The organism is Hymenobacter armeniacus, from assembly GCF_014699055.1.
Lineage (GTDB): Bacteria > Bacteroidota > Bacteroidia > Cytophagales > Hymenobacteraceae > Hymenobacter > Hymenobacter armeniacus.
In genome coordinates, this window is record NZ_JACXAC010000005.1 from 511,869 (window position 1) to 534,541 (window position 22,673).

Below are 22,673 nucleotides of genomic sequence, written 5' to 3' on the forward strand. Positions count from 1 at the left end.
GTGTGAAGGCTGCGACACGCCCGTAACCGGAGCACCACAGCCTTCAAATTTAGGAGTTTAGGCGGCATTGCGCAAACGTTAGCGCGGCTTTATCTCGAAAATGTACGCCGACAGCGGGGCCAGCGTCAGGTTCAGGCCGTTGCGGGGCTCGTCGGTGTCGAGCAGGTCGGTGTAGGTGTAGAATTTTTTGGTGCTCAGGCCCATGGCCGCCATGGCCTCGGCCGGGATGGTGATGGTGGGCCGGTAGGTTTTGTCGGCCGAGAAATTGACCACCACCAGCACCTGCTGCTTGTCGGTGTAGCGCAGGTAAGAATAGATGCGGCGCTGGTCGTACTCTTTGCCCAAGTTGTTGGCGTCCTGCAGCTCGTAGAAGCGGCCTTTGCGCAAGGCCTCGCTCTGGCTGGTGACGGTGAGCAGGCGGGCGTAGAACTGGCGCAGGTCTTTTTGCTCGGGGCTGAGCTTGGCGCCGTCGAACTTGCCCTGGTTCATCCATTTCTGGTGCTCGGGCACGCCCCAGTAGTCGAAAATGCTGGTGCGCCCGTCTTCGCTGCTGAAGCCTTCGGCGCCGTGGGCGGGCTCGCCCACTTCCTGGCCAAAGTAGAGCATCACCGGCCCGCTGGCCAGGGTGGCCGTCACGGTCATGGCCGGCACGGCGCGTTTGGGGTCGGTGGCAAAGTCCTTGGAGGCAATGCGCTGCTCGTCGTGGTTTTCCAGAAAGCGCAGCATTTTGGACGAGAAGCCGTTGCTTTCTTCTTTCCACACTTTGGTGATGTCCTCGGTGGTGCCGGTGCCGGTCATCAGCTTGCGCAGGCCGTCGTAGAGGCCCACCTTGTCGTAGAGAAAGTCGAATTTGCCGGTGGAGAGGTAGGTTTTGTACTCCTTGGCGTTGTAGGCTTCGGCGATGAAGACGATGCCGGGCTTTACCTTTTTTACTTCCGGAATTACCCAGGCCCAGAACTCCACGGGCACCATTTCGGCCATGTCGCAGCGGAAACCGTCCACGTTTTTGCCCGCCCAGAACACCAGGATGTCGCGCATCTTCTTCCAGGTGTCGGGCACGGGCGCGAAGTAGCCCTTGCGGCCGTTCTGGTAGTCCACGCCGTAGTTCAGCTTGATGGTCTCGAACCAGTCGTTCACGCTGGGCGTTGCCGAAAACACGTCGTTGCCGGTGGCGCGGGCGGGCGTTTCGGTGTATTTGCCGTCTTCGCGCGGGCCTTTGCCGGGGCCCAGCGGGTTGTAGTCGGGCGGCACCACGAAGCTCTTGCCGGGCAGGTAGTAGAAATTGTTGTTGGGCGCGAAGGCTTTGGTTTTGTCGTCCATCGCGCCCAGGTCCACCACGCCCTGGGGCTTGGCGTCCGACTTGTAGGAGCGGGCCACGTGGTTCGGAATGAAGTCCATCAGCACCTTCAGCCCGTGGTCGTGGGTGCGCTTGATGAGGGCTTCGTACTCGGGCATGCGGTTTTTCACCGTCACGGCCAGGTCGGGGGCCACGTCGTAGTAGTCCTTGATGGCGTAGGGCGAGCCCGCACGGCCCTTCACCACATCGGCGTCGTCGGCCGGAATGCCCTGCGAGGTGTAGTCCGTCATGGTGGCGTGCTCCAGCACGCCGGTGTACCACACGTGGCTCACGCCCAGCTTCTTGATTTCGTCGAGGGCCTTGTCGGTGATGTCGTTGAATTTGCCGCAGCCGTTCTCCGTGATGGTGCCGTAGGGCTTGTTCAGGGCCACTTTGTTGCCGAACAGCCGCGTCATCACCTGGTAGATGACGAGCTTGTTGTCCTGGGGGACTTCCGCGGTGGTGTTGGGGTCCTGGGCGGTGGGTTTTTTGGCCACGGGCGGGTTGGGCAAAGCGAATGCAGCCAGGGTGAGGAGGCTGCCAGCCAGCAACAGTTGTTTCATGATGCGGCAAGATAATAGGTCAGTGAACAGTTATCAGTGAGCAGTTAGCAGTCGAGCGCGTCATTAACTGCTCGCTGATACCTGTTCACTGCCAGGCTACCACTCCTGCGTCAGCGGGTGCAGCATCAGCTCGTCGACCACCACGTGGGCGGGGGCCTCCAGCACGTAGCGCACGGCCTGGGCCACGTCGGCGGGGCGCAGGTGGGTTTTCTCGGCTTCGGGGCTGCCCGGTTTGGTGTCGTTGAAATAAGTGTCGACTAGGCCGGGGTAGATGGTGCTCACCTTCACGCCGTGGGGCCGCACCTCTTTGCGCAGGCTGGCCAGCACGGCATCCTGGGCAAACTTGCTGGCGCCGTAGGCCGTGCCGTGCGCGAAGCTGCGCCGGGCCACGTCGGAGGTGATGCCCACGATGTGGCCGCGCTTCTGTTGCTTGAGATGAGGCACGGCGGCTTTGCAGAGCAAAAACGTGCCCTTCACGTTGGTGTCAAAAATCCGGTCCCACTCGGCGGCTTCAAAGTGCTCTAATTCGTTGAAAGAACCCACCCCGGCGTTGCAGACGAGGATGTCGAGGCGGCCGTAGTGGCGCAGGGTTTCGGCCACCACGTGCTGGGCGTCTTCCTCGTCGGCAATGTCGGCCACGATGCACAGGCCCCGGGTTTTGTGGGTCAGGTCTTCGAGCTCCTGCTCGCTGCGGGCCACGGCCACCACTTTGGCACCCTGCAGGGCCAGGAGCAGCGCAATGGCTTTGCCGATGCCGCGGCTGGCGCCGGACACGATGGCTACTTGGTCGGTGAGGTCGGTCATGGGCGCAAGGGTTCGCGAGGTTAAAAGAGGTTTCGCCAGGTTTTCGCGAGATTTAAGAAAGTTACAAAGCAGGCGTTAGGCACCTCGCGAAACCTTCCTTACCCTCGCGAAACCTCGCGCTATTTCCGCAGCTCCACCACCCAGGCCGTGTGCGCCGGTACGTTCAAGGTCTTCAGGTCGCTGATAGTTGCCCCGCTCACCACCTCCACCCCGGAAGAGAAACCATCCGTCCGCTCGGCGAAGCGTGTGCCGTCCACCTTCTTTGCGTCCTTCGTGTTGTTGGCGATAATCATCACGCACTCGCCGGCGTCGTTGTAGCGGAAATACGTGTACACGCCGTCCTGCGGGATGAATTGCATCAGCTTGCCGCTGCTCAGCACGGGGTGCGTTTTGCGGTAGTTGGCCAGCTTGCTCACGTAGTCGAAGGCCTCGCCCGCCTGCCCGGGCCGCGCCACAAAGTAGTTCAGCTTGTCGCCGGCCCAGCCGCCGGGGAAGTCTTCGCGCACCTTGCCGTCGGGGTTCGAGAAATTCTTCATCAGCACCTCGGTGCCGTAGTACAGCTGCGGGGTACCGCGCAGCGTGAGCAGCCAAGCAATGCCCGTCTTGAACTTGTTGAAATCTTCGCCAATCACCGAGTAGAAGCGGCTCATGTCGTGGTTGTCGAGGAAGGGCACGTTGCGCGTGGCGTCCACGTACAGCCAGTCGGCCTGCAGGGCGTGGTAAAGCTTGCTCAGGTCGCCGTTTTCGGTCTTGAGTGCGTCCGAAATCGCGAAGCTGATTTGAAAATCGAGTACGCCGGGCAGGTTCGACTTAAAGCCATTCACCGGCGGCAGAATGTTCTGGGCGTAGAACGCCTGCTCGGCCTCAGTGCCTTCCCAGGCCTCGCCAAACTGCGCCAGCTTGGGGTATTCGTCGCCAATGGCCTGGCCAAACGCCATGAGGAACTGCGGGTCGGAATAGGGATAGGTGTCGATGCGGTAGCCGTCGATGCCTGTCGACTCCACCCACCACAGGAAGTTCTGAATCACGTAGGTGGAAACCAGCGGGTTGCTCTGGTTCACGTCGGGCATCGTGGTATCGAACCAGCCGTCGTTGAACAGCTGGTAGTCGCGCTTGGAGCCGTGCGGGTCGTTGAGGGCGAAAGCGTTGTAATTGCTGCGCGTGAAGGTGGGAAACTGGTGGAACCAGTCGGCCGCCGGCTTGTCGAGAAACAAGTGGTGGTAGCTGCCCCAGTGGTTCAGCACAATGTCCTGCACCACTTTCAGCCCCTGCGCGTGCGCGTCCTTCACAAATTGCTGGTACTCGGCGTTGGAGCCGTAGCGCGGGTCAATCTTGTAGCAGTCCGTCACGGCGTAGCCGTGGTAGCTGGCTTTGGGCATGTCGTTTTCCACGATGGGCGTGGGCCAGATGGCCGTGGCCCCCAGCTGCTTGAAATAGGCGAAGTGGTTGGCAATGCCCTTCAGGTCGCCGCCGTGGCGGGCGTACATCGAGTCGCGGGCCACGCGGGGGGCGCGGGTGCCCTTCACCACGTCGTTCTTCGGGTCGCCGTTGGCAAACCGGTCCGGCATCAGCATGTAGATGAAATCGGCCTGCGTGAGGCCCTGCGTGCGCTGCGGGTCGGTGTTGCGGGCGCGCAGTTCGTAGCTGTAGTTCAGTGTTTTGGCTCCTTTGAAGGTGAGCTTAAGCTGGCCCGGCCGGGCGTTGGGGCCAATGTTGAGGTTGACCACCAGGTAGTTGGGGTTCTCCAGCTTCTGGGTGCCTTCGAGCGTCACGCCAGCATACGAAGCCAGGCTGGCGGCGCTGGTGCCCACGCCGGGCGCGTGCACCAACAGTTGCAGCTTGGGGTTTTTCATGCCCACCCACCAGTAGGTAGGGTCGATGCGGATGCCAGCAGTGGCCTTGGTGGCAGCGGCGGGCGGCGTCATCATTTTGGCCGAAAGCGGGGAAGCGGCGGCCAGCGCGAATGCCGCAACCAGTAACAAATGAGGGACTTTCATGGGGAGCAGTGCGACCAGTGGAAACGTTTGCGCACCAAAAGTACGATTTTGGCGATATGCACCCCGCAGAAGAAGGGCGGTGGGCCAGGCAACGGCACCTCCCAAACCGGCAGCGGGTGGGGGAGGTGGCTGGTTTGGCGGGCAGAAGAGGCGTCCGGCTTCTTGGCCCCGATTTGGTATTTATCGAATGATTAGCAGATTGTTCCCAACTCGGCTTTGCCCGCCTTCGTTAGGAAATGTTGCCGGAGCCCACCCGCCGGCTCGCCCCACGCAACAATTGCCCCCTCCAACCACCCCCGCACGCCCATGACCGAAAACTCCAAACTAGCTGATACCCTCAACGAGCTGACTCTGTTCGTCAACGACCGCATCGAAGGCTACAAAACCGCCGCCCACGAAACCAAAGACGCCCAGAACCACGCCTATTACCAGCAACTGGCGCAGCAAAGCGAACAGTTTGTGAGCGAGCTGAACGGGTTTGCCAAAGCCGCCGGCGGCGACGCCGAAAGCAGCACCACGCTCAAAGGCAAGTTCTACCGCGGGTTTATGGATGCCAAATCCATTGTCACCAACCGCAGCGAAGCCAGCATTCTCGATTCTAACATATACGGCGAAGAATGGGCCATCAAGGCCTACACCGAGGCGCTGGAATCGTCGGAGCTCGCCGGGGCCGCCCGCCAGGCCGTGGAGCGCCAGCACCAGACCTCGCAGGAAACCCTGCGCAAGCTGCAGCAGCTGAAAGGCGTGGCCAGCGTGGGCTAGCATTGGCCAGCAGCCAGGGCATTTGCGCTAAGTCAGTTGTAGCTTAAGAACGAGCTTCTTAAGCTCAGCCGGTGTGCGTTTGCGGAGCAAGCTTAATATTGGGCTTCCACGTTATTTGTCGAAACGTTTGCACATTGCGGCTTCGTTTCGCTACGGCTTGGCTGGTAGCATTTTCAATTTCACCCCGCATTTCTTATAATGCCAGCCCCGGCTGGCACTGTGTTTCTCTATGGCTTTTACGTTCAAACCTTACGCGCCCGCCGCCAAATACAAGACGGCTGCGGCGTATTTCTCGATGGAGTTCGCCGTCGACCAGGCCCTGAAAACCTACTCCGGCGGCCTGGGCTTTCTGGCCGGCTCGCACATGCGCTCGGGCTTCGAGCTGAAGCAGAACCTGGTGGGCATCAGCATCCTGTGGAGCTTCGGCTACTACGACCAGGGCCGCGCCGAAGACCAGACCATGCGCGCCGAGTTCCGCCAGAAGCACTACTCGTTTCTGCAGGACACGGGCATCGTGTTTCCCATCACCATTCACGGCGCCGACGTGCAGGTGAAGGCCCTGTACCTGGCCCCCGAGGTGTTCGGCACCGTGCCCATGTTCTTCCTCACCACCGACATTCCGGAGAACGACTACATCTCGCGCACCATCTCGCACCACCTCTACGACCCGGACGCCGCGGCCCGCGTGGCCCAGAGCATCCTGCTGGGCGTGGGCGGCGGCAAGCTGCTCGATGAGCTCGGCCGCAAAACCGACGTGTACCACCTCAACGAGGGCCACGGCCTGCCGCTGGCGTTCTACCTCTACGAAAAGCACGGCCGCGACCTGGCCGAAGTGCAGAAGCGCTTGGTGTTCACCACGCACACGCCCGAGCTGGCCGGCAACGAGGAGCGCCCCATGAAGCTGCTGACGGACATGACCTTCTTCGGTACCATGCCCGAGGAGGAAGTGCGCCGCGTGGCCCGCATCGGCGAGGGCGACGCCTTGAACTACACGCTCACGGCCCTGCGCTTCGCGCGCAAGGCCAACGCCGTGAGCAAGGTGCACGGCCGCGTGGCCAACGAAATGTGGGGCCACTACGAAGGCATTTGCCCCATCATTCCCATCACCAACAGCCAGAACGGCACCTACTGGCGCGACCCGCAGCTGGCCGCCGCGCTCAAAGGCAAGGACGACGCGGCCCTGCTGGCCCGCAAGCAGGAGCTGAAAAAGGAGCTGTTCAAGATTGTGGCCGACCAGACCGGCAACGTGTTCGACCCCAGCGTCATCACCATCGTGTGGGCCCGCCGCTTTGCCGGCTACAAGCGCGCCGACCTCATTCTGCGCCAATTCGAGCGCTTCGTGGAGCTGGCCCGCAACACCCAGCGCCCCATCCAGATGATTTGGGCCGGCAAGCCCTACCCGAAGGATTTTGGCGCGGTGGCCTTGTTCAACGACATCATCAAGCGCACTGCCAGCCTGCCAAATTGCGCCGTGCTCACGGGCTACGAGCTGGGCCTGTCGGCGGCTCTCAAGAAGGGCTCCGACATCTGGCTGAACACGCCCCGCTTCCCGCGCGAGGCCAGCGGCACCAGCGGCATGACCGCCGCCATGAACGCCAGCGTGAACCTGAGCATCGCCGACGGCTGGATTCCGGAGTTCTGCCGCGACGGTGAAAACGGATTCCTCATCGCCCACGCCGATGAAAACCTGCCCGAAAACGTGAAGGATGACCAGGAGGCCACCACCCTGCTCGACGTGCTCGAAAACACCGTGCTGCCGCTGTACTACGACCAGCCCAAGAACTTCCTGAAAGTAGTGAAAACCGCCATGAAAGACGTGGAGCCGGAGTTCGAGAGCGGACGCATGGCCAAGGATTACTACGAGCTGCTGTATAAAGCGTAAGCAAGCGGGACGGTTGGCCCACTAGAGGTCGGCTGTCATCCTGAACGCAGTGAAGGACCTTACCACGTCGGAACGATTGTCGTATAAACGACTCGTCCGGGCGTGGTAAGGTCCTTCACTGCGTTCAGGATGACAGCTATTTTCCTTTCCACTATTTCCCTTCCTTGCCATGTGTGGTCGCTACACCTTCATCGCCCCCGCCCCAACCGTTGAGCAGCGCTTCGACGCCACGTTCGCGGAGCCGGCGCCCACTACCTACAACGCCGCGCCCTCGCAGCGCCTGCCCGTCATCACCAACACCGCCCCCGGCCAGATTCAGCTGCTGAGCTGGGGCCTGGTGCCCGGCTGGAGCAAGGACCCCGCCGCCGGCCCCAAGCCCATCAACGCCCGCGCCGAAACGCTGGCCGAAAAGCCCAGCTTCCGGCAGCTGCTGGGGCGCAAGCGCTGCCTGGTGCTGGCCGACAGCTTCTTTGAGTGGCAGGCCACGCCGGCCGGTAAGGTGCCGCACCGCATCCTGCTGCGCAATGAGCAGCCCTTCGCCTTCGCCGGGCTCTGGGATGAGTGGGTGGACCGCGGCACCGGCGAGGTGCACCCCACCTTCACCATCATCACCACCGAGCCCAACGAGTTGATGGCCAGTATACATAACCGCATGCCGGTCATTCTGCCCACCCGCGCCGCCGAGCAGGCCTGGCTCGACGACGGACTGGGCTTGGCCGCCCACCAGCAGCAGCTGATGCCCTACGATGCATCGGCCATGCAGGAATACGTCATCAGCAAGCGCGTGAACTCGCCGGCCAACAACGACCCGGAGGTGCTGGCGGCCGCTTGAGCTACGGCTGCATGCGCCGTCTGTCGATGCGAGGCCTTAATTGGCAAAGCACTATCTTGCCCGCATGAACTGGCGCAACCCCTGGCTTTTACCGATTCTCATTCTCGTGCTGGCTTCGGCCCTGCAACTGGACCTGCCGTGGTGGAGCCTGGCCGTGGTGGCTTTTGTAGTCGGTCTGGCCGTGGCGCCCAGCGGCAAGGCGGCGTTTTGGGCGGGCTTTGCGGGCTCAGCGCTCAGCTGGATATTGCCCGCCGCCTGGCTGGCTTACCAGAACAACGGTCTGCTGGCCCACCGCGTGGCGCAGCTGCTGCCGCTGGGCGGCTCGGTGCCAGCTTTGGTGGCCGTGGCGGGCCTGATTGCGGGCCTGGCGGGAGGGCTGGCCGCGCTGAGCGGCGCGTGGCTGCGGGAGGCATTCCGGCCGCGCTACTCAGTGCGGTAGATAGGTTGTTTGAACAGCGACTAACGGGCGGTGTACCAAGCCAGTACTTCCAGCCCGGCAGCGTCGTTGTCGGCTTCCACTACTTCGTTGATGACGTACTGGATTTCATCTTCCGACCAGCCTTCGTCTTCGGCGGCGGGTACCCAGAGGTCGAGGGCGGCGTAGCGGTTGGTGTCGGGGGGCAGCGTCCAGCGGACTTTTTTGCGGATGTTCATCGTGAGCAATGTTTCTGAATAGGGGAGGATGGATGGCGCGGCCAACTCAAGGGGCGCTGGCTGCCCGCACCACGGTCACGCGCACGGGCACCACGCCGGCCTCGATGATGTCGAGCTGCGCCGCCGCGCGCCGCGACACGTCCACGATATAGCCCTTGGTGTGCGGCCCGCGGTCGGTCACCGTCACGTCGACGGAGCGGCCGTTGCGGGTGTTGGTAACCCGAATGACCGTGCCGAAGGGCAGCGTGTTGTGGGCCGCCGTCATCTGGCCCGGTCGGTAAATGGAGCCGCTGGCCGTGGCCCGGCCGTTGAACTTGTCGGCGTAGTAAGACCCAAGGCCCGACTGGGAAAACTTGCTGTAGTTGCCTTTGCTGTCGTTGCCGGCGTTGCGGCTGCTGCCGCACGACGACAGCAGGCCCAGCGCCAGGAGTAGCAGCAGCAATAGGCGGGTAGGCAGCGGGTAGGCTCTGGAGTGGAAGGTCATCAAAGCGGTGAAATGGCTGGCTGTTTGGGGCAAGATACCGGCCAACGGCGAAATGAGCGGTCAAAGCTGCCGCCAAGCGCCCGGCCGCGGCCCGGTTCAGGGCCGGCGCGCCGGCCGGTTTCGGGAGGCCGGGGACGGGGCCGCGGCGGTGGGGCGCGGAGCCGGCACCCGCAAGGCCTGCAGCTGCTCGAAGCTGCCCTGAAACACGTTGAAGTCGACCACGCCGCGGATGCCGGGCACGTAGGCTTCGTCGGAGTGCTGCCAGATAATCCACTTGTTGGCGGGCATGGCGGGCTTTTCCACCTCGTAGTGCGCCAGCCAGAGCGGGTAGCTGTCGAAGTGCCCGGCCAGGTGGCGGCGGTAGAAGCTGTGGTTGGAGTAGAGAATGGGCCGCACGCCGTAGTGGGCCTCGATGAGGCGCAGCCAGCGGGCCACCTCGCGGCGCAGCACGGCCACGTCGTGAAAGTTAGACGCTTCCACGTCGAGCACGGGCGGCAGGTCGCCGGGGGCCAGGGGCACGGTGCGGGCAAACAGGTCGGCCTGCACCTGGCCGTCGCGGTTGGGCTGGAAGTAGTGGTAGGCGCCGCAGAGCACGCCGGCCTTGCGGGCTTCCTTCCAGTTGCGGGCAAAGCGTTGGTCGCGCATTGTGGCGCCCTCGCTGGCTTTGATGAACGCAAACCGCACCTTATTGCGCGCCACCTCGGGCCAGTCGATGCGGCCCTGGTAGGCCGACACGTCGATGCCGTGTACCGAATAGCCGGCCAGTAGCGGGGTTTTCTCGCGGCCCGTCAGGCCGTTTTGGGTGAAAGTGGCCCAGGCCCGGCGGGCGTAGCGGTTCACCTGCACCTGGTGGCGGCGGTAGTATATCGCGCTCAGCACCAGGGCCACCAGCAGGCCGGCCAGCAGCGGGCGGCGCCAGGCCCGGCGGGGGGCACGGGACGGGGCGGAAGGGGCGGCGCGACGGGTGGCGGACGAATGGGGCATGGGCGGTGCGGGTCAAAAATAACGCCCCGCCCGGCGGCATCGTGCCTTGGCCGCCGGCTTTTCGCCAACTTTGCGGTTCCAGCTTTCTGTCTTTGCTATGTCTTTCCTCCGCGCCGCCGACGCCCGCGACGAATCGGGCCACCTCATCAGCGAGCTGCACGGCGTCACGCTCGCCGCCATTCTGGAGTACCTGGTGGCCGCCTACGGCTGGCCCGAACTCGATGCGCGCCTGCGCATGAACTGCTTCGCCGACAACCCCAGCATCAAGTCCAGCCTCACGTTTCTGCGGCGCACGCCCTGGGCCCGCGCCAAGGTAGAAGCCCTGTACATCAAAGCCCGCTCGGCCGAAGTGCAGGGCCGCCCGCGCCCCTAACCGCCATGGCCGACGTAGCCCCCAAATCCTCGAAAGAGTCGTTGTTTATTGGCCTACTGCTGTTCGTGGCCTTCGAAACGGCGGCCTTCTATGGCCTGCAGTACCTCACCTCGGGCCTGGGCGAATCGAACCAGATGCAGCCCGAAAACACCATTGTGAGCAACTGGCTGAAGACGATGGTGTTTTTTGTGCTGCACCTCGTGCTGGTCATCGCGGCCATGCTCGTGCTCAGCAACCGGCTGCCGCGGCACTACCGCGGGCAGGTGATGGGCTGGTTCTACCTGGCCCTGCTCATGAGCTTCGTGCTGCTGGTGCCGCTGTTTGGGTAGGCCCCAAAAAAACAAAACCACCGCTGTGGGCGGTGGCTCAATGTGAAACCCAAGAGACTCAATACGTGGCCGGTCGGTCCCGGCGTTATCGATGGACTGCGGTGCCGGTCGGTCCCGGCGTTATAGGTAGTTAATCAACAGCAGTTCAGTGAATTTAATTCGGGCAAAGGCCCAGTATTAATTGTGGCGAATGTCGATTTCGCGCTGCTGGTCGGAAGGGTTGAGGAAGGGAATGCGGACCTGTAGCTCGTTGCCTTCGTGCACGGCGTCGATGCGCGCCAGGTCGAGGTTGTTGGGCAGGTCGAGGGTCTGCACGAAGAGGGGAGCGGCCAGCTGGTCATCGGGCTCGTGGCGGTACTCGCCGAACACGGTGAGGCGCTGCTGGTTGAGCACCACGCGGAAGCTCTCGGCCGGCACGGTGGGCATGGCCACGCGCAGAATCACGCCTTTGGGGCGCTGGTCGACGCGCAACTGGGGCTGGGCCACGCCGCCGCCAATGGTGTTGAACAGGTCAAGCTGCGGGGCGATGGAGCGGATGAATTTCGGGCTGATAAGTTTCATGGCAAGGAGCCGGTTTTAAGAGCGGCTTCGGGCTTGCTATGACAAATGATGTACCAATCTTAATTGAGGGTTACTGGCACTGAATATCAGTCGTATTGGCGGGATTTTCGCGCTGTTTTTTAGCGTTCCGGCCACGCTGGCAGAAATTGCGGTTTTGCCCCTGAAAAATGCCGACGAAATGGCGCAGCCAGGGCCCCCGTCGTCCTCAAAACCGGCTGGTCAGGCCGAAGTGAATTTTTGAGTTGCTCAGGCCAAACTGCTGGCCGATGGACCGGGCCTGGCCCGCCGAGTACACAAACTGAAACAGGCCGGCCGGCGTGCGGAAGCTCAGGCCCGCCCCCAGGCCGGTGGGCTGGTCCGAAAACCGGTCGTTGGTCACGTCGTGCCGCAGGTAGGCCTGGTCGGCAAACAGAAACACATAGGAATCGGCCCCGATGAACTGCCGGAATTCGGCCGTGGCCACGGCGAAGGAGCTGGTGTAGAACTGGTTTTCGTTGAAGCCGCGCAAGGAGTTCAGCCCGCCCAGCCGCAGCAGGTCGTTGGTGTAGAGGCGCGGGTTGAGCAGGCCTTCGCTGCGCAGCCGCAGCAGCAGCACCCCGGCGCGCTTCACCGGAATGTACCGCTCGGTGCGCAGCGCGAAGGTGTACTGGGTGCTGCGCATCGGCAGGCCCGCGTAGAGTTCGGGCCGCAGCTGGATGTTCTGGCTGATGGTTTTGGTGCCCACCGCCGATTGCAGCTGCAAAAGGGCGCCGCGGTGCGGAAAAAACAGGTCGTCGAGGTTGGCCCAGGCATAGGCCAGGCCGTAGGAATTGTACTGCGAGTCAAGGTTGGCGGGCAGCACGGTGGTGTCCTTCAGAAAGTCGAGGGAAGAGGTGCGCTGCTCGGCAAAGAAGCTGATGCGGCCAGCCCGCGCCGTGGGGTACGTCACCTGCAGGCGCGGCTGAATGGTGGTGAAGTCGTTGGTTTGCTTGTAGAGGTTGAACGTGCCCGCCACTTCCAGCGGCGAGCCGAAGAAGTTGGGGTGCACGTACTGGGCGTCGAGCAGCTGCGAAAAGGCATCGGTCTTACGCCATTGCAGGCCCACCTGCTTGCCGCCGCCCTTGATGTTGCGCAGGTTGATGGTGACGTCGCCGGTGAACTGCACGCCGGTCTGGTCGGCGTTGGCGTTGGGCAAAATGCCCACAATGGCGTCGAACTGGTTGCTGGGCCGGTCGTCGAGCAGCAGGTACACGCGGGCCTTGCCGCCGGCAAACCGGATTTCGGGCTCGGCGCGCAGCCGCAGGTAGGGCAGCTGGCGCAGCAGCTGGGCCGCGCTGGCCACGCGCTGCTGGCTAAAGGGCTGCCCCGGAAAAATCTGCAGGTACTTGGTCAGAAAGCGCTTTTTGGTCTTGGTGTTGCCCACCACCTGCAGCGAGTCGAACATCACCACCGGGCCGCGCTTGAGCATCACGCGCCCGGCAATGTCGCGCCCGCTGAGCTGCACCGAATCGAGGCCCACAGTAGCGAAGGGAAAGCCCTGGTTTTCGGCCTCGGTGAGGATGCGCTCCTGCAGCCGGGCCCAATCGTCGGGCAAGAACGGCGTTTGCCGAAACAGCTTTTCGCGGTAGCCCGCCCGCGTCATCAAGCCGTCGCCGAGGTTGCCGTTGCGCAGGTAGGCCCAGCGGAACTGCTCGCCCACGTACAGGCGCACGCGCACCGTGTCGCGGCCCCAGCGCAGCTCGTCGGCCGAGGCCGTGAGGTAGGCGTCGCCCTGCAGGGCCACCACCACGTCGCGCACCTCGCGCAGCGCACTCAAGGAATCGGGCACGGTGGCGCGCACCTTGTAGCGGCGCACTATGGGGCGGTCGGCGGCTTCGGTTTGCAGCAGCAGCACCCGCGGGTGGGCCAGGGTGCGGCGCGGCGCAGCGGCCGGCGACGGCGTGTCGCGCGGCGGCAGGGGCGGGGTGGCTAAGCCGGGCTGGTTGGGGGCCGCAGGGTTCAGGCTGGGCGTTTGGGACCGGGCCGCCGGGCTGCCGAGCAGGCCGCTCACCGCCAATATTCCCACGCAACGCAACAGTAGCCGGATAACCATTCTGGGCATTAACGCAAAAGCCGCCTTTTAATTTCCCGAAGATAAACCCCTCCGGCACGCGGGCGCCCAGGCGATGCTTCGGCCGTCGGGCTAGCGGTGCTCAGGCACCGAAACCAGGCGTTGCGTAGCAGTTTCGGGCGAGGGCGCCGCGGCTGCATCGGCTAATGCCCGCTTGCTGGCTTCTTCGCCGGCCACCACCAGGAAGCCGTAGCCGAACACGAAGAGGTTCAGGCCGATTTGCAGGCTTAGCATGTCGACCACCATAGCAACGGTGGTCTGGGTCAGAATGAAAAAGCAGAGGGCCGGGTTGCGCCGCGCCCAGGCCCGGGTGAGGGGCCACAGCAGCACTGCAAGCCACAGCGCCAGGCCAATGAGGCCGCCGCCCATCATGGCTTCTAAGTATTGGTTGTGCACTTCCACGCGGTTTTTGAGGCGCAGGCCGTAGTCGTGCCAGGCATACTGGCGCAGCATGGCCGCGTGGGTGTCGGCGGGCCCCACGCCCACCAGCCAGTTCTCGCTGATGACGTAAGCCGCCGTTTCGGCCGCGGCTAGGCGCCGGGCCAGCGAGTAGTTGTTGATGTCGTGCCGGAGCTGAAACTGTTGCACGTCCCACACGCTGGCGCCCACCCGCTCCTGCACCGAAGGCAGCGCCCGGTAGGCCAGCCAGGGCGCCGCGCCCAGCACCAGCACCAGCGCCAAGCCCAGCGCCAAGTGGCGCCGCGTGAGCAGCCAGCCCGCATACGCCAGCAAACCGGCATACAGCACCAGCAGCCCCGTGCGGTAGGCCAGCACGTGCAGCACCGCCACCGCCACCACGGCCGCCGCCAGCAATGCCCACCGCAGCCAGGGCGCGGCCAGTGGGTGGCGCCGCAGCAACAGCCCCCAGAAGAATGCCTGTGCCAGCATCAGCCCGAACGGGATGTGGAAAATGCGCGTGACGGCCTGCATGTTTTGCCCGATTTTGATGGCGGCGTTGGCGGCTTCGGGATGTAGGAGGTATTGGCCCAGGGTGGCCAGGCCCACGGCCGCCGTGCCCAGCACAAACAGCGCCCCCACCGCCAGCCTCTGCCCGCGGGCCAGCGGCACGGCCGCCGTAAACGCCAGCGGCACGCCCAGCCAGGTCAGGCTGCGGAACAGCTCGTGCCGCCACACCGGCCACTCGCTGGTGTAGAGGCTGCTCAGCAGTAGGAATACCACGATGGCCGCCGCGCGCATGGCCGCCCCGTTGTGCCAGTAGCGGGGCAGGTCGCGGCGCAGGTGGGGGTTGGCCAGCACGGCCAGCACCCCCACCACCGGCGCCAGCGCCACCAGAAAGCGGGCCGAGAGCAGCCCCACCACGCCCGCCACGCAGGCCAGCCCCAGCAGGTATTGCGAAAGACGCCCGGACTGGTAATGCTGCACAATGTTCACGAAAGAAGGCTCTGGTGGTGGGCGGGGCTTTTCGCCACAAAGTAACCACGCAGTGGCAGTTGCTTGGCTGAATCGGGCCAGGAGAATGTCCTGGCTTCGGCCGGCCCGTTCGGGCTTTTTTACCTTTGTCGGGTCGCCGGCCTCCGGCGGCGGAATTATTGCGGGGCCGCTGCCCGTTTACTTCTACGCTTTTCACCGCGTTTCCATGGCTGGCCTGTACCTCCACATTCCGTTTTGCAAGCAGGCTTGCCACTACTGCGACTTTCACTTCAGCACTTCCTTGGGGCTGAAAAGCCGGTTGGTGGAGGCCATCGTGCGGGAGCTGGAGCTACGCCGCGACTATCTGCCGGCCGGCACTGCCCTGGAAACCATTTACTTCGGCGGCGGCACGCCTTCGCTGCTCACGGCCGCGGAGCTGGACCAGGTTTTCAGCGCCATCCATCGGCATTTTGCCGTGGCACCGGGCGCCGAAATCACCCTCGAAGCTAACCCCGACGACCTGAGCGCCGCCAAGCTGCACGAGCTGCGCCAGGCCGGCGTCAACCGCCTCAGCATCGGCCTGCAGAGCTTCTACGAACCCCACCTGCGCCTGATGAACCGCGCCCACACCGCCGAAGAATCGACCACGGCCGTGCGCCGGGCGCAGGAGGCCGGCTTCGAGAATATTTCCATCGACTTGATTTACGGCGTGCCCGCGCCGGGCCACCACATCTGGGAGGCCGACTTGGCCAATGCCTTTGCCTTGGGCGTGCCGCACGTGTCGGCCTATGCCCTGACGATTGAGCCCGGCACGGCATTCGGGCATCGGCTGCAAAAGGGCACGTTCACGTCGGCGCCCGACGAGTTTGTGGCCACGCAGTTTGAGCTGCTGCTAGGTGCCATGCGCGCCCACGGCTACGAGCAGTACGAAATCAGCAACTTCTGCCAGCCCGGCCGCGAGAGCCGCCACAACGGCAACTACTGGCGCGGCGTGCCCTACCTCGGCCTCGGGCCCAGCGCCCACAGCTACGACGGCCAGAATCGCCAGTTCACCCTCGCCAACAACCCGCAGTATGTGGCGGCGGTGCTGGAGCGGGGCGAAGTGCCCGTGACGTTGGACGTGCTCACCGCCACCGACCGCGCCAACGAGTACCTGCTCACCACCCTGCGCACGGCCCGCGGCTGCGACCTGGCCCACCTGCGCACCCAGCTCGGCTTCGACGTGCGGGCCGCCCACGCCGCCTACCTTGCCGAGCTGCAGGCCAACGGGTGGGCCCGCATCCAGGGCGAAGTGCTTACTTTGACCGACGCGGGCAAGCTCCTGGCCGACCACATCACGCTGGAGCTGTTTCAACCCCCTGCCGTAGCCGCATGAGACTCCTGAGCGACAGCATTGCCGACGACGCCGACTTTTTTGTGGAGCAAATTCACGTCGTGGCCATCGTCTTCGACAACACCGACGACGTGACCGTGTGGGCCACCACGCTGTTCGACAACGACACGCATTTCTTCCACCTCGCGCTGCCCTTCAAAGCCCTCGACACGCTCCTGAGCCTGGCCCATACCCGCGCCGACGCCCTGCAGGAAGAAGTGGCCGATGCGCTGGCCGCGCAGGAGTGGCCGGCGCTGCTCGAGTATAATTCCGACGAGAAGCCGCCCGTGCCATTGCCCAGCGTGGCCCTCAAGCTCTCCGTGACCTACCCCGCCGTGGAAGACGGCGAAGCCGAGGACGGCGAGGAGCCCGACGACCCCCAGCCGCACAACATCTTCTACCTCGAGGGCGTGTACGTGCGCCTCGATACCTAGCCCGCCCGTGGCCATGCCGCCCGTCTTCTACCTCATTCCCGGGCTGGGCGCCGATGAGCGGGTGTTTCAATTTCTGCGCCTGCACGGCGAGGTGCACGTGCTGCAATGGCTGCCCCCCCAAACCCCTCGGGAACCGCTGCCGCACTATGCGGCCCGGCTCGCGGTGGCCGTGCCCGGGGGGCAGCCGTGCTGGCTGGTCGGCGTCTCGTTTGGCGGCGTGCTGGCGCAGGAGGTTGGGGCATTGCGTCCGCAGGCGCGGGTGGTGCTCATCTCCAGCTTCACCGGCCCGCAGGAACTGCCGTGGCTGGGCCGCCTGGCCCGGGCTACGGGGCTGCACCACCTGGTGCCGCCGCAGCTGCTGCCGCGCCTGCCCCAGGTGGCGCAGTGGCTATTTGGCGCGCGCAACGGCGGCGAGTACCGCCTGCTCCGCCAAATCCTGCTCGATACCGACGTGGCGTTCACCCGCTGGGCCATTGCGCAGCTGGTGCAGTGGCCGGGCCGGCTGGGGCAGCCGGTCGTCCGCATTCACGGCACCGCCGACCGGCTCCTACCCGCCGGCGCCGCACACAGCCAATACCGCTTGCCCGGCGGCCACCTCATCATCATTAGCCAGGCCCGCGAAATCAGCCGGATTTTGAATGAGCTGGCAACATAAGCCGAGCGTTGTATAGAATCTGGACGTCGTGCCGAGCGCAGCGAAGCATCTCGCTTGAATTAAGTAATTAGTTATTGCACGCGAGATGCTTCGCTGCGCTCTGCATGACGTTCTTTTGCTCACTGCTCACTGCTCACTGCTCACTGCTCACTGCTCACTGCTCACTGCTCACTGCTCACTGCTCACTGCCAATTGAATACGCCCACTTACCCCTACGCCGGCCGCACCTACGCCTTCGACCCCGCCGCGCCCATCGATATTTCCCTGCCGCTGGCCCCCGGCGAAAACCAGGTGAACTGCTTCTGGGCCGAGCCGGTGCAGTTTGATACCATTCGGGTGGGCAGCTTTGTGGGTAGCGTGGCCCTGGGCGGCAGCACCAACTACCAGCGCGTGCACCTCACGCCCCACGGCAACGGCACCCATACCGAATGCTACGGCCACATCTCACCCGACCCGGCCGTGACGCTCAACCGGTGCCTGCGCCGCTTTCTCTTCGTGGCCCGGCTGGTGAGCGTGGCCCCGCGGCCCCTGCCCAACGGCGACCTGGTGGTGCTGCTGGCCGACGTGCAGGCCGCCCTGGCCCAGCAACCCGACCGGTCTATACCAGAAGCCCTCATCCTGCGCACCCTGCCCAACGACCCCGCCAAGCGTCACCGCCAGTATTCGGGCACCAACCCCACCTACATCGAACCCGCCCTGGCCGAGTGGCTGGTAGAATACGGCGTGCAGCATTTCCTGCTCGACCTGCCCAGCGTCGACCGCGAGGAAGACGGCGGACAGCTCCTGGCGCACCACGCCTTCTGGCAATACCCGGCGCAGCCCCGCTATGGCGCCACCATCACCGAGCTGATTTTCGTGCCCGATGAAGTAGCCGATGGCCTCTACCTGCTCAACCTCCAAATCACCAGCCTGGAGCTCGATGCCAGCCCGAGCAAACCCGTGCTGTATCGCCTGAGCCCGCAGGAATAGCCAGCCGGAACAGCGGCCGCGTGCAACCCCTGCGCCAGCGGCTGCATCTGGCTTCTGAACCTTCACTCTATTCCCACCGCTGCTCATGCGCCTTTCCCGTACTTTTCTGTCCAGCCTGCTGATACTGGCCAGCACCGCCCTCAGCCACGGGCAAACAGCCCCTGCTGCCCCGGCCGAAGCGGGGGCTCACCCGGATGCGCCGGGCGAGGCCACCTCCCGTAGCCTGCTCCTGAAAGTTGGGCTTAGTGCTGGCCGTGCGTTGCGCTGGGGCGGCTACGAAGGCTGGGTGGGCCGCGCCCCCGTTTCGGTAGCCGCCGAATACGCCCTAAGCCCCCGGTTCACCCTCTACAGCCAGCTCGACGCCGACATCAGCGTGCTACGCCGCACTACCTACGACGGCCCCAGCAGTCCCCTTGTGCCTTCGGGCGCCGTGGGGGTAGGGGGGCGCTACTATTACAACCAGGCCGGCCGCGCCCACACCGGCCGGGCCCACGGGCTATTCGTTGGCAACTACGTGGGGCTGGAGCTGCACACCGAGCTGGAGCGCTACAATGGCCGTCTCCGAACCGGACCCAGCCTCAACGCTTTATGGGGCATGCAGCGACGGCTGGGGCGCAGCTTTCTGGTCGACTTCAACGCCGGCATAGGTTACGGACCCAACAGCGCTGCTACCACCGGCTACCGCACCGCCGCCGGCACCATTGCCACGCAGTTCAACCTCGGCGTCTACTTCGGCCGCTAGCGCCGTGACAGGTTTTTATTCAACGCCAAAAGGGCTGCCCCGTAAGGAGCAGCCCTTTTTCAATGCTAACGCGCTGGCAATTAAGCCGGCATCGACACTACTTCGCGGGGCACCACCGTCACGAACGAACGGTCTTTGCGGCCTTTCTTGAACTGCACTTCGCCGTCGACGAGGGCGAACAGCGTGTGGTCCTTGCCCATGCCCACGTTCTCGCCGGGGTGGTGCTTGGTGCCGCGCTGACGCACGATGATGTTGCCGGCTACGAGGGCCTGGCCCCCGAAAATCTTGATGCCGAGACGTTTGGAATGCGATTCGCGGCCGTTGTTGGACGAGCCGACACCTTTCTTGTGAGCCATGGTATTGAAGCTAAAGCTACCGGCAAATGGCCGGGAGCGGCTGGTTTAATAGAGAATTAGATAGCGAGCAGGCAGCTAGAACTAGCCGATGCTGTTAATCATTACTTTGGTGAACTGCTGGCGGTGGCCGTTCATCTTCTGGTAGCCCTTGCGGCGCTTCTTCTTGAAGACGAGAACTTTGTCACCCTTCACGTGAGCGAGGATGGTGCCGGTTACGGCTACGTTCAGTTCGGGAGCGCCTACGGTGATGGTGCCGTTGTCGTCGGTCAGCAGGGCGTTGCCCAGCGTCACGGTGTCGCCAACATTGCCGGCCAGTTTGTGAGCGTAAACGAATTTGTTGGCCTCAACCTTGGTCTGCTGGCCAGCTATGTTAACAATTGCGTACATCAGCTTTCGCGGGTTTTTCTGAAATGGGAAGGCAAAAGTACGGCTTTGGTTTGGGATTTCCAAGCCTAAGTTCTTAATCGTCATTGGCTGCCCGTCGGGCGGGCTCGCAAAACGGCGCTGGAGCCCGCTTGCGCCTGCTTACGGCCAACCGGCGGCTCGATGAAAAAAGCACGCGAGTACGTACGTACAGTACGTCATTTTGGGGACAAGTGCGTTTATCCACAGGGAAAATGTGGACAACTCGGGTAAAAGCGGCTGATTTTGAGGCGGGTTTGGGTAGCAGCCACCCGGTTGGCCTGTGGAAAACCACGGGTGCACCCACCCCAAACGCCGCTGTTCTTAACCAAAAAATAACGAATAAAAAAGCTGAAAAGTGGGGCCGACTGCCTCCCGACCGGACCTATATTTGAAGCTGGAAGGTCGACCGCATTTGCCGGCGCTGCGCCAAACATCTGCCGGATGACGGCGGTTGAGTTGCCGCTTACCTCGACGAAACCCGCCACCAAAGACCCCGAGAAATTATGGAGCCGCTCCTCGCCGAAAACCCCAACCGCTTTGTGCTCTTCCCCATCCAGAACGATGAGGTGTGGCAGTACTACAAGAAGTCGCAGGCCTCGTTCTGGACGGCCGAAGAAATCGACCTCTCGCAGGACCAGAAGGATTGGAACAGCCTCAACGACAACGAGAAGCACTTCATCAAGCACGTGCTGGCCTTCTTCGCCGCCTCCGACGGCATCGTGAACGAAAACCTGGCCGTGAACTTCATGCAGGAAGTGCAGATGCCCGAGGCGCGCTGCTTCTACGGCTTCCAGATTATGATGGAAAACATTCACAGCGAGACCTATTCGCTGCTGATTGACACCTACATCAAAGACCCCAAGGAGAAGGACTACCTCTTCAACGCCCTCGAAACGGTGCCCGCCGTGCAGAAAAAAGGCGAGTGGGCCCTGAAATGGATTAACTCGGAGAATTTTGCTGAGCGCCTCATCGCCTTCGCGGCCGTGGAAGGCATCTTCTTCTCGGGCTCGTTCTGCTCCATTTTCTGGCTGAAGAAGCGCGGGCTGATGCCCGGCCTTACCTTCTCCAACGAATTGATTTCGCGCGACGAAGGCCTGCACTGCGACTTCGCCTGCCTGCTGTATAGCTACCTGCAACACAAGCTCGACCCGGCCCGGGTGCAAAGCATCATCCGCGACGCGGTGACCATTGAGCAGGAGTTCGTGACCGATGCGCTGCCGGTGAGCCTCATCGGCATGAACGCCAAGGCCATGTCGCAGTACATCGAGTTTGTGGCCGACCGCCTGCTGGTGGCCCTGGGCTGCGGCAAGATTTACAACGCCACCAACCCCTTCGATTTCATGGAGATGATTTCGGTGCAGGGCAAAACCAACTTCTTCGAGAAGCGCGTGGCCGAGTACCAGAAAGCCGGCGTGATGAGCGAGCGCAACGACAACGTGTTCTCGCTGGACGAGGATTTCTAAGCCGGCGACGCAACGCTGATAGGGGCATGACGGTCAGGGTGAAAGGAATCATTTGTGCCTTTCATTCTGACCGTCATGCGTATTTTCCAACCTCTTATTTCGCTGCTGCTGCTGGGCAGCCTGGCGGCCTGTTGCAAAGACAATGGGCCCGTGGTAGAGCCGGTCGCAACCTGCGACGACGGCAGCCAACCCGCTACCGTGGCGCACGGCCCGAACAGGTGCGACCCCAACGGCTGGGTGCTGAAATTGGACGGCGGTGGGGCGTACCCGGTGGATGCCTTGCCGGCCAGCCTTCAGCAAGACGGGCTGCGCGTATGCGTGGCGTATGCCCTCTACCAGGATATGGGCGCGTGCCCCTGCTGTGGCGGCACGCGCCTGCGCATTCAGCGGATTCAGCCGCAGTAGGGGAGGCGTGTGCCAGGTGCCCTCGTGACCGAACGACCATGGACTGTGGCGGTAAGAAATAATGCCGGCGCAAAGTCGAGCCCGGGGCAACCACGGCGTAAAATGGAACGAGTAGATAGGTAATCGGGCCTTTGACCCGGTGGTATCTTCGCGTCTTTATTTCCGTCTTCCCAATTTTATTTCAATGACATACCGTTTACTCGCTCTCTTTGCTCTACTCGTTGCTGCGCCCCTGGCGCGGGCCCAAACGGCGCCTGTTCCGGCCGCGGCGGCCGCTGCTGCCACCAAGCTGCCGCGCTACTCCACGTCCACGGGCCTCATCACCTTCTTTTCCACGGCTCCGCTGGAGGACATTGAGGCGCTGAACCCCAAGGTGGCGGCGGTGTTTGAGATGGCCACCGGGCAGCTGGCTTTTTCCATGCTGATGCGCGACTTCCAGTTCAAGAACACGCTGATGCAGGAGCACTTCAACGAGAACTACGCCGAGAGCGAAAAGTACCCACGGGCGCGCTTCACCGGTACGCTGGTGACCATGCCCGACGAGGCCACCCTGCGCAGCGGCCCGCAGCCGGTGTACGTGCAGGGCGTGCTCACCATTCATGGCGTGAAGCGCAAGGTGCGGGTGCCCGGCACGCTGCACCTGCGCGGCAACGACCTGGTGGTGACCTCCAAGTTTGCCGTGGCCCCGGCCGATTACAAGATTAAAATCCCGGCCCTGGTGCGGAATAACATCGCCAAGAGCATCGACGTGAGCGTGATAATGACCTGCCAGCCGGCAACGACGGCCACGGCCAGCCGCTGAGTCTGACTAGATAGCGGAGTTGCTATTGACGCTTTTGCCGCCCGGCACG

The 22,673-nt window shown here is 63.4% G+C and carries 25 protein-coding genes; 14 read left to right on the top strand and 11 right to left on the bottom strand.

What is annotated here, in order from left to right:
- Positions 1 to 78 precede the first annotated feature (78 nt).
- The 3 genes from IC234_RS16850 to IC234_RS16860 form a co-directional block, all read right to left on the bottom strand.
- Positions 79 to 1,899, bottom strand: coding sequence for an alpha-amylase family glycosyl hydrolase (locus tag IC234_RS16850; protein ID WP_190926842.1), 1,821 nt, complete (start codon positions 1,897 to 1,899; stop codon positions 79 to 81).
- A gap of 96 nt (positions 1,900 to 1,995) precedes the next feature.
- Entirely contained in the window at positions 1,996 to 2,703 is a 708-nt protein-coding gene (locus IC234_RS16855) for an SDR family oxidoreductase (RefSeq protein WP_190926845.1), read from the bottom strand.
- A gap of 119 nt (positions 2,704 to 2,822) precedes the next feature.
- A complete protein-coding gene (locus IC234_RS16860) occupies positions 2,823 to 4,700 on the bottom strand; it encodes an alpha-amylase family glycosyl hydrolase (protein ID WP_190926847.1) in 1,878 nt (625 codons plus the stop codon).
- A gap of 306 nt (positions 4,701 to 5,006) precedes the next feature.
- Here IC234_RS16860 and IC234_RS16865 point away from each other — a divergent pair, with 306 nt between their 5' ends.
- The 4 genes from IC234_RS16865 (at position 5,007) to IC234_RS16880 (ending at position 8,615) form a co-directional block, all read left to right on the top strand.
- Positions 5,007 to 5,462 (top strand): PA2169 family four-helix-bundle protein, encoded by a 456-nt coding sequence (locus tag IC234_RS16865; protein WP_190926849.1) that lies wholly within the window; start codon positions 5,007 to 5,009, stop codon positions 5,460 to 5,462.
- A gap of 229 nt (positions 5,463 to 5,691) precedes the next feature.
- Positions 5,692 to 7,344, top strand: coding sequence for an alpha-glucan family phosphorylase (gene glgP, locus IC234_RS16870; RefSeq protein ID WP_190926851.1), 1,653 nt, complete (start codon positions 5,692 to 5,694; stop codon positions 7,342 to 7,344).
- A gap of 169 nt (positions 7,345 to 7,513) precedes the next feature.
- Positions 7,514 to 8,176 (top strand): SOS response-associated peptidase, encoded by a 663-nt coding sequence (locus tag IC234_RS16875; RefSeq protein WP_190926853.1) that lies wholly within the window; start codon positions 7,514 to 7,516, stop codon positions 8,174 to 8,176.
- Between the two features lie 64 nt (positions 8,177 to 8,240).
- A complete protein-coding gene (locus tag IC234_RS16880; protein WP_190926856.1) occupies positions 8,241 to 8,615 on the top strand; it encodes a hypothetical protein in 375 nt (124 codons plus the stop codon).
- Between the two features lie 20 nt (positions 8,616 to 8,635).
- Here IC234_RS16880 and IC234_RS16885 read toward each other — a convergent pair whose 3' ends face one another.
- From IC234_RS16885 to IC234_RS16895, 3 genes are all read right to left on the bottom strand, one after another.
- Positions 8,636 to 8,830, bottom strand: a complete 195-nt coding sequence (locus IC234_RS16885; RefSeq protein ID WP_190926858.1) for a hypothetical protein — start codon at positions 8,828 to 8,830, stop codon at positions 8,636 to 8,638.
- A gap of 46 nt (positions 8,831 to 8,876) precedes the next feature.
- The gene (locus tag IC234_RS16890) at positions 8,877 to 9,314 is read right to left on the bottom strand and encodes a septal ring lytic transglycosylase RlpA family protein (RefSeq protein WP_190926860.1); all 438 of its coding nucleotides are present in this window, start codon (positions 9,312 to 9,314) and stop codon (positions 8,877 to 8,879) included.
- 96 nt (positions 9,315 to 9,410) lie between these two features.
- Complete coding sequence (locus IC234_RS16895) at positions 9,411 to 10,298, bottom strand: glycoside hydrolase family 25 protein (protein WP_190926861.1); 888 nt, start codon at positions 10,296 to 10,298, stop codon at positions 9,411 to 9,413.
- A gap of 97 nt (positions 10,299 to 10,395) precedes the next feature.
- Between IC234_RS16895 and IC234_RS16900 the strand changes: the two genes are divergently transcribed.
- Together IC234_RS16900 and IC234_RS16905 are read left to right on the top strand one after the other, a co-directional pair.
- Positions 10,396 to 10,671 carry a VF530 family protein gene (locus tag IC234_RS16900; RefSeq protein ID WP_190926863.1) on the top strand — a complete coding sequence of 92 codons (276 nt, stop codon included), beginning with the start codon at positions 10,396 to 10,398 and terminating at the stop codon, positions 10,669 to 10,671.
- 5 nt (positions 10,672 to 10,676) lie between these two features.
- Positions 10,677 to 11,000, top strand: coding sequence for a hypothetical protein (locus tag IC234_RS16905; RefSeq protein ID WP_190926865.1), 324 nt, complete (start codon positions 10,677 to 10,679; stop codon positions 10,998 to 11,000).
- A gap of 177 nt (positions 11,001 to 11,177) precedes the next feature.
- Here IC234_RS16905 and IC234_RS16910 read toward each other — a convergent pair whose 3' ends face one another.
- From IC234_RS16910 to IC234_RS16920, 3 genes are all read right to left on the bottom strand, one after another.
- Positions 11,178 to 11,561 (bottom strand): Hsp20/alpha crystallin family protein, encoded by a 384-nt coding sequence (locus IC234_RS16910; protein WP_190926867.1) that lies wholly within the window; start codon positions 11,559 to 11,561, stop codon positions 11,178 to 11,180.
- 205 nt (positions 11,562 to 11,766) lie between these two features.
- Complete coding sequence (locus IC234_RS16915) at positions 11,767 to 13,632, bottom strand: BamA/TamA family outer membrane protein (RefSeq protein WP_190926869.1); 1,866 nt, start codon at positions 13,630 to 13,632, stop codon at positions 11,767 to 11,769.
- Positions 13,633 to 13,722: 90 nt separating this feature from the next.
- Positions 13,723 to 15,042 (bottom strand): O-antigen ligase family protein, encoded by a 1,320-nt coding sequence (locus IC234_RS16920; RefSeq protein ID WP_190926871.1) that lies wholly within the window; start codon positions 15,040 to 15,042, stop codon positions 13,723 to 13,725.
- A 205-nt stretch (positions 15,043 to 15,247) separates the two neighbouring features.
- Between IC234_RS16920 and hemW the strand changes: the two genes are divergently transcribed.
- The 5 genes from hemW (at position 15,248) to IC234_RS16945 (ending at position 19,193) form a co-directional block, all read left to right on the top strand.
- Positions 15,248 to 16,396 (top strand): radical SAM family heme chaperone HemW, encoded by a 1,149-nt coding sequence (gene hemW, locus IC234_RS16925; RefSeq protein ID WP_190926873.1) that lies wholly within the window; start codon positions 15,248 to 15,250, stop codon positions 16,394 to 16,396.
- Positions 16,393 to 16,827, top strand: coding sequence for a hypothetical protein (locus IC234_RS16930; RefSeq protein ID WP_190926875.1), 435 nt, complete (start codon positions 16,393 to 16,395; stop codon positions 16,825 to 16,827). The genes hemW and IC234_RS16930 overlap by 4 nt, the downstream gene beginning before the upstream one ends.
- Before the next feature lie 13 nt (positions 16,828 to 16,840).
- On the top strand, positions 16,841 to 17,482 hold the full coding sequence (locus IC234_RS16935) for an alpha/beta hydrolase (RefSeq protein WP_190926877.1): 642 nt from the start codon (positions 16,841 to 16,843) through the stop codon (positions 17,480 to 17,482).
- Positions 17,483 to 17,674: 192 nt separating this feature from the next.
- Positions 17,675 to 18,451 carry a cyclase family protein gene (locus IC234_RS16940; protein WP_190926879.1) on the top strand — a complete coding sequence of 259 codons (777 nt, stop codon included), beginning with the start codon at positions 17,675 to 17,677 and terminating at the stop codon, positions 18,449 to 18,451.
- An 85-nt stretch (positions 18,452 to 18,536) separates the two neighbouring features.
- Positions 18,537 to 19,193: a hypothetical protein gene (locus IC234_RS16945; protein WP_190926880.1), complete on the top strand. Its 657-nt coding sequence runs from the start codon at positions 18,537 to 18,539 to the stop codon at positions 19,191 to 19,193.
- A gap of 80 nt (positions 19,194 to 19,273) precedes the next feature.
- On the opposite strand, the gene rpmA is transcribed toward IC234_RS16945, so the two are convergent.
- A complete protein-coding gene (rpmA, locus tag IC234_RS16950; RefSeq protein WP_190926883.1) occupies positions 19,274 to 19,549 on the bottom strand; it encodes a 50S ribosomal protein L27 in 276 nt (91 codons plus the stop codon).
- An 81-nt stretch (positions 19,550 to 19,630) separates the two neighbouring features.
- The gene (rplU, locus tag IC234_RS16955) at positions 19,631 to 19,936 is read right to left on the bottom strand and encodes a 50S ribosomal protein L21 (RefSeq protein WP_190926885.1); all 306 of its coding nucleotides are present in this window, start codon (positions 19,934 to 19,936) and stop codon (positions 19,631 to 19,633) included.
- 521 nt (positions 19,937 to 20,457) lie between these two features.
- Between rplU and IC234_RS16960 the strand changes: the two genes are divergently transcribed.
- From IC234_RS16960 to IC234_RS16970, 3 genes are all read left to right on the top strand, one after another.
- Complete coding sequence (locus IC234_RS16960; RefSeq protein WP_190926887.1) at positions 20,458 to 21,417, top strand: ribonucleoside-diphosphate reductase small subunit; 960 nt, start codon at positions 20,458 to 20,460, stop codon at positions 21,415 to 21,417.
- A gap of 75 nt (positions 21,418 to 21,492) precedes the next feature.
- Positions 21,493 to 21,822: a hypothetical protein gene (locus tag IC234_RS16965; RefSeq protein WP_190926889.1), complete on the top strand. Its 330-nt coding sequence runs from the start codon at positions 21,493 to 21,495 to the stop codon at positions 21,820 to 21,822.
- Positions 21,823 to 22,006: 184 nt separating this feature from the next.
- The gene (locus tag IC234_RS16970) at positions 22,007 to 22,624 is read left to right on the top strand and encodes a YceI family protein (RefSeq protein ID WP_190926891.1); all 618 of its coding nucleotides are present in this window, start codon (positions 22,007 to 22,009) and stop codon (positions 22,622 to 22,624) included.
- The last annotated feature ends 49 nt before the right edge of the window (positions 22,625 to 22,673 follow it).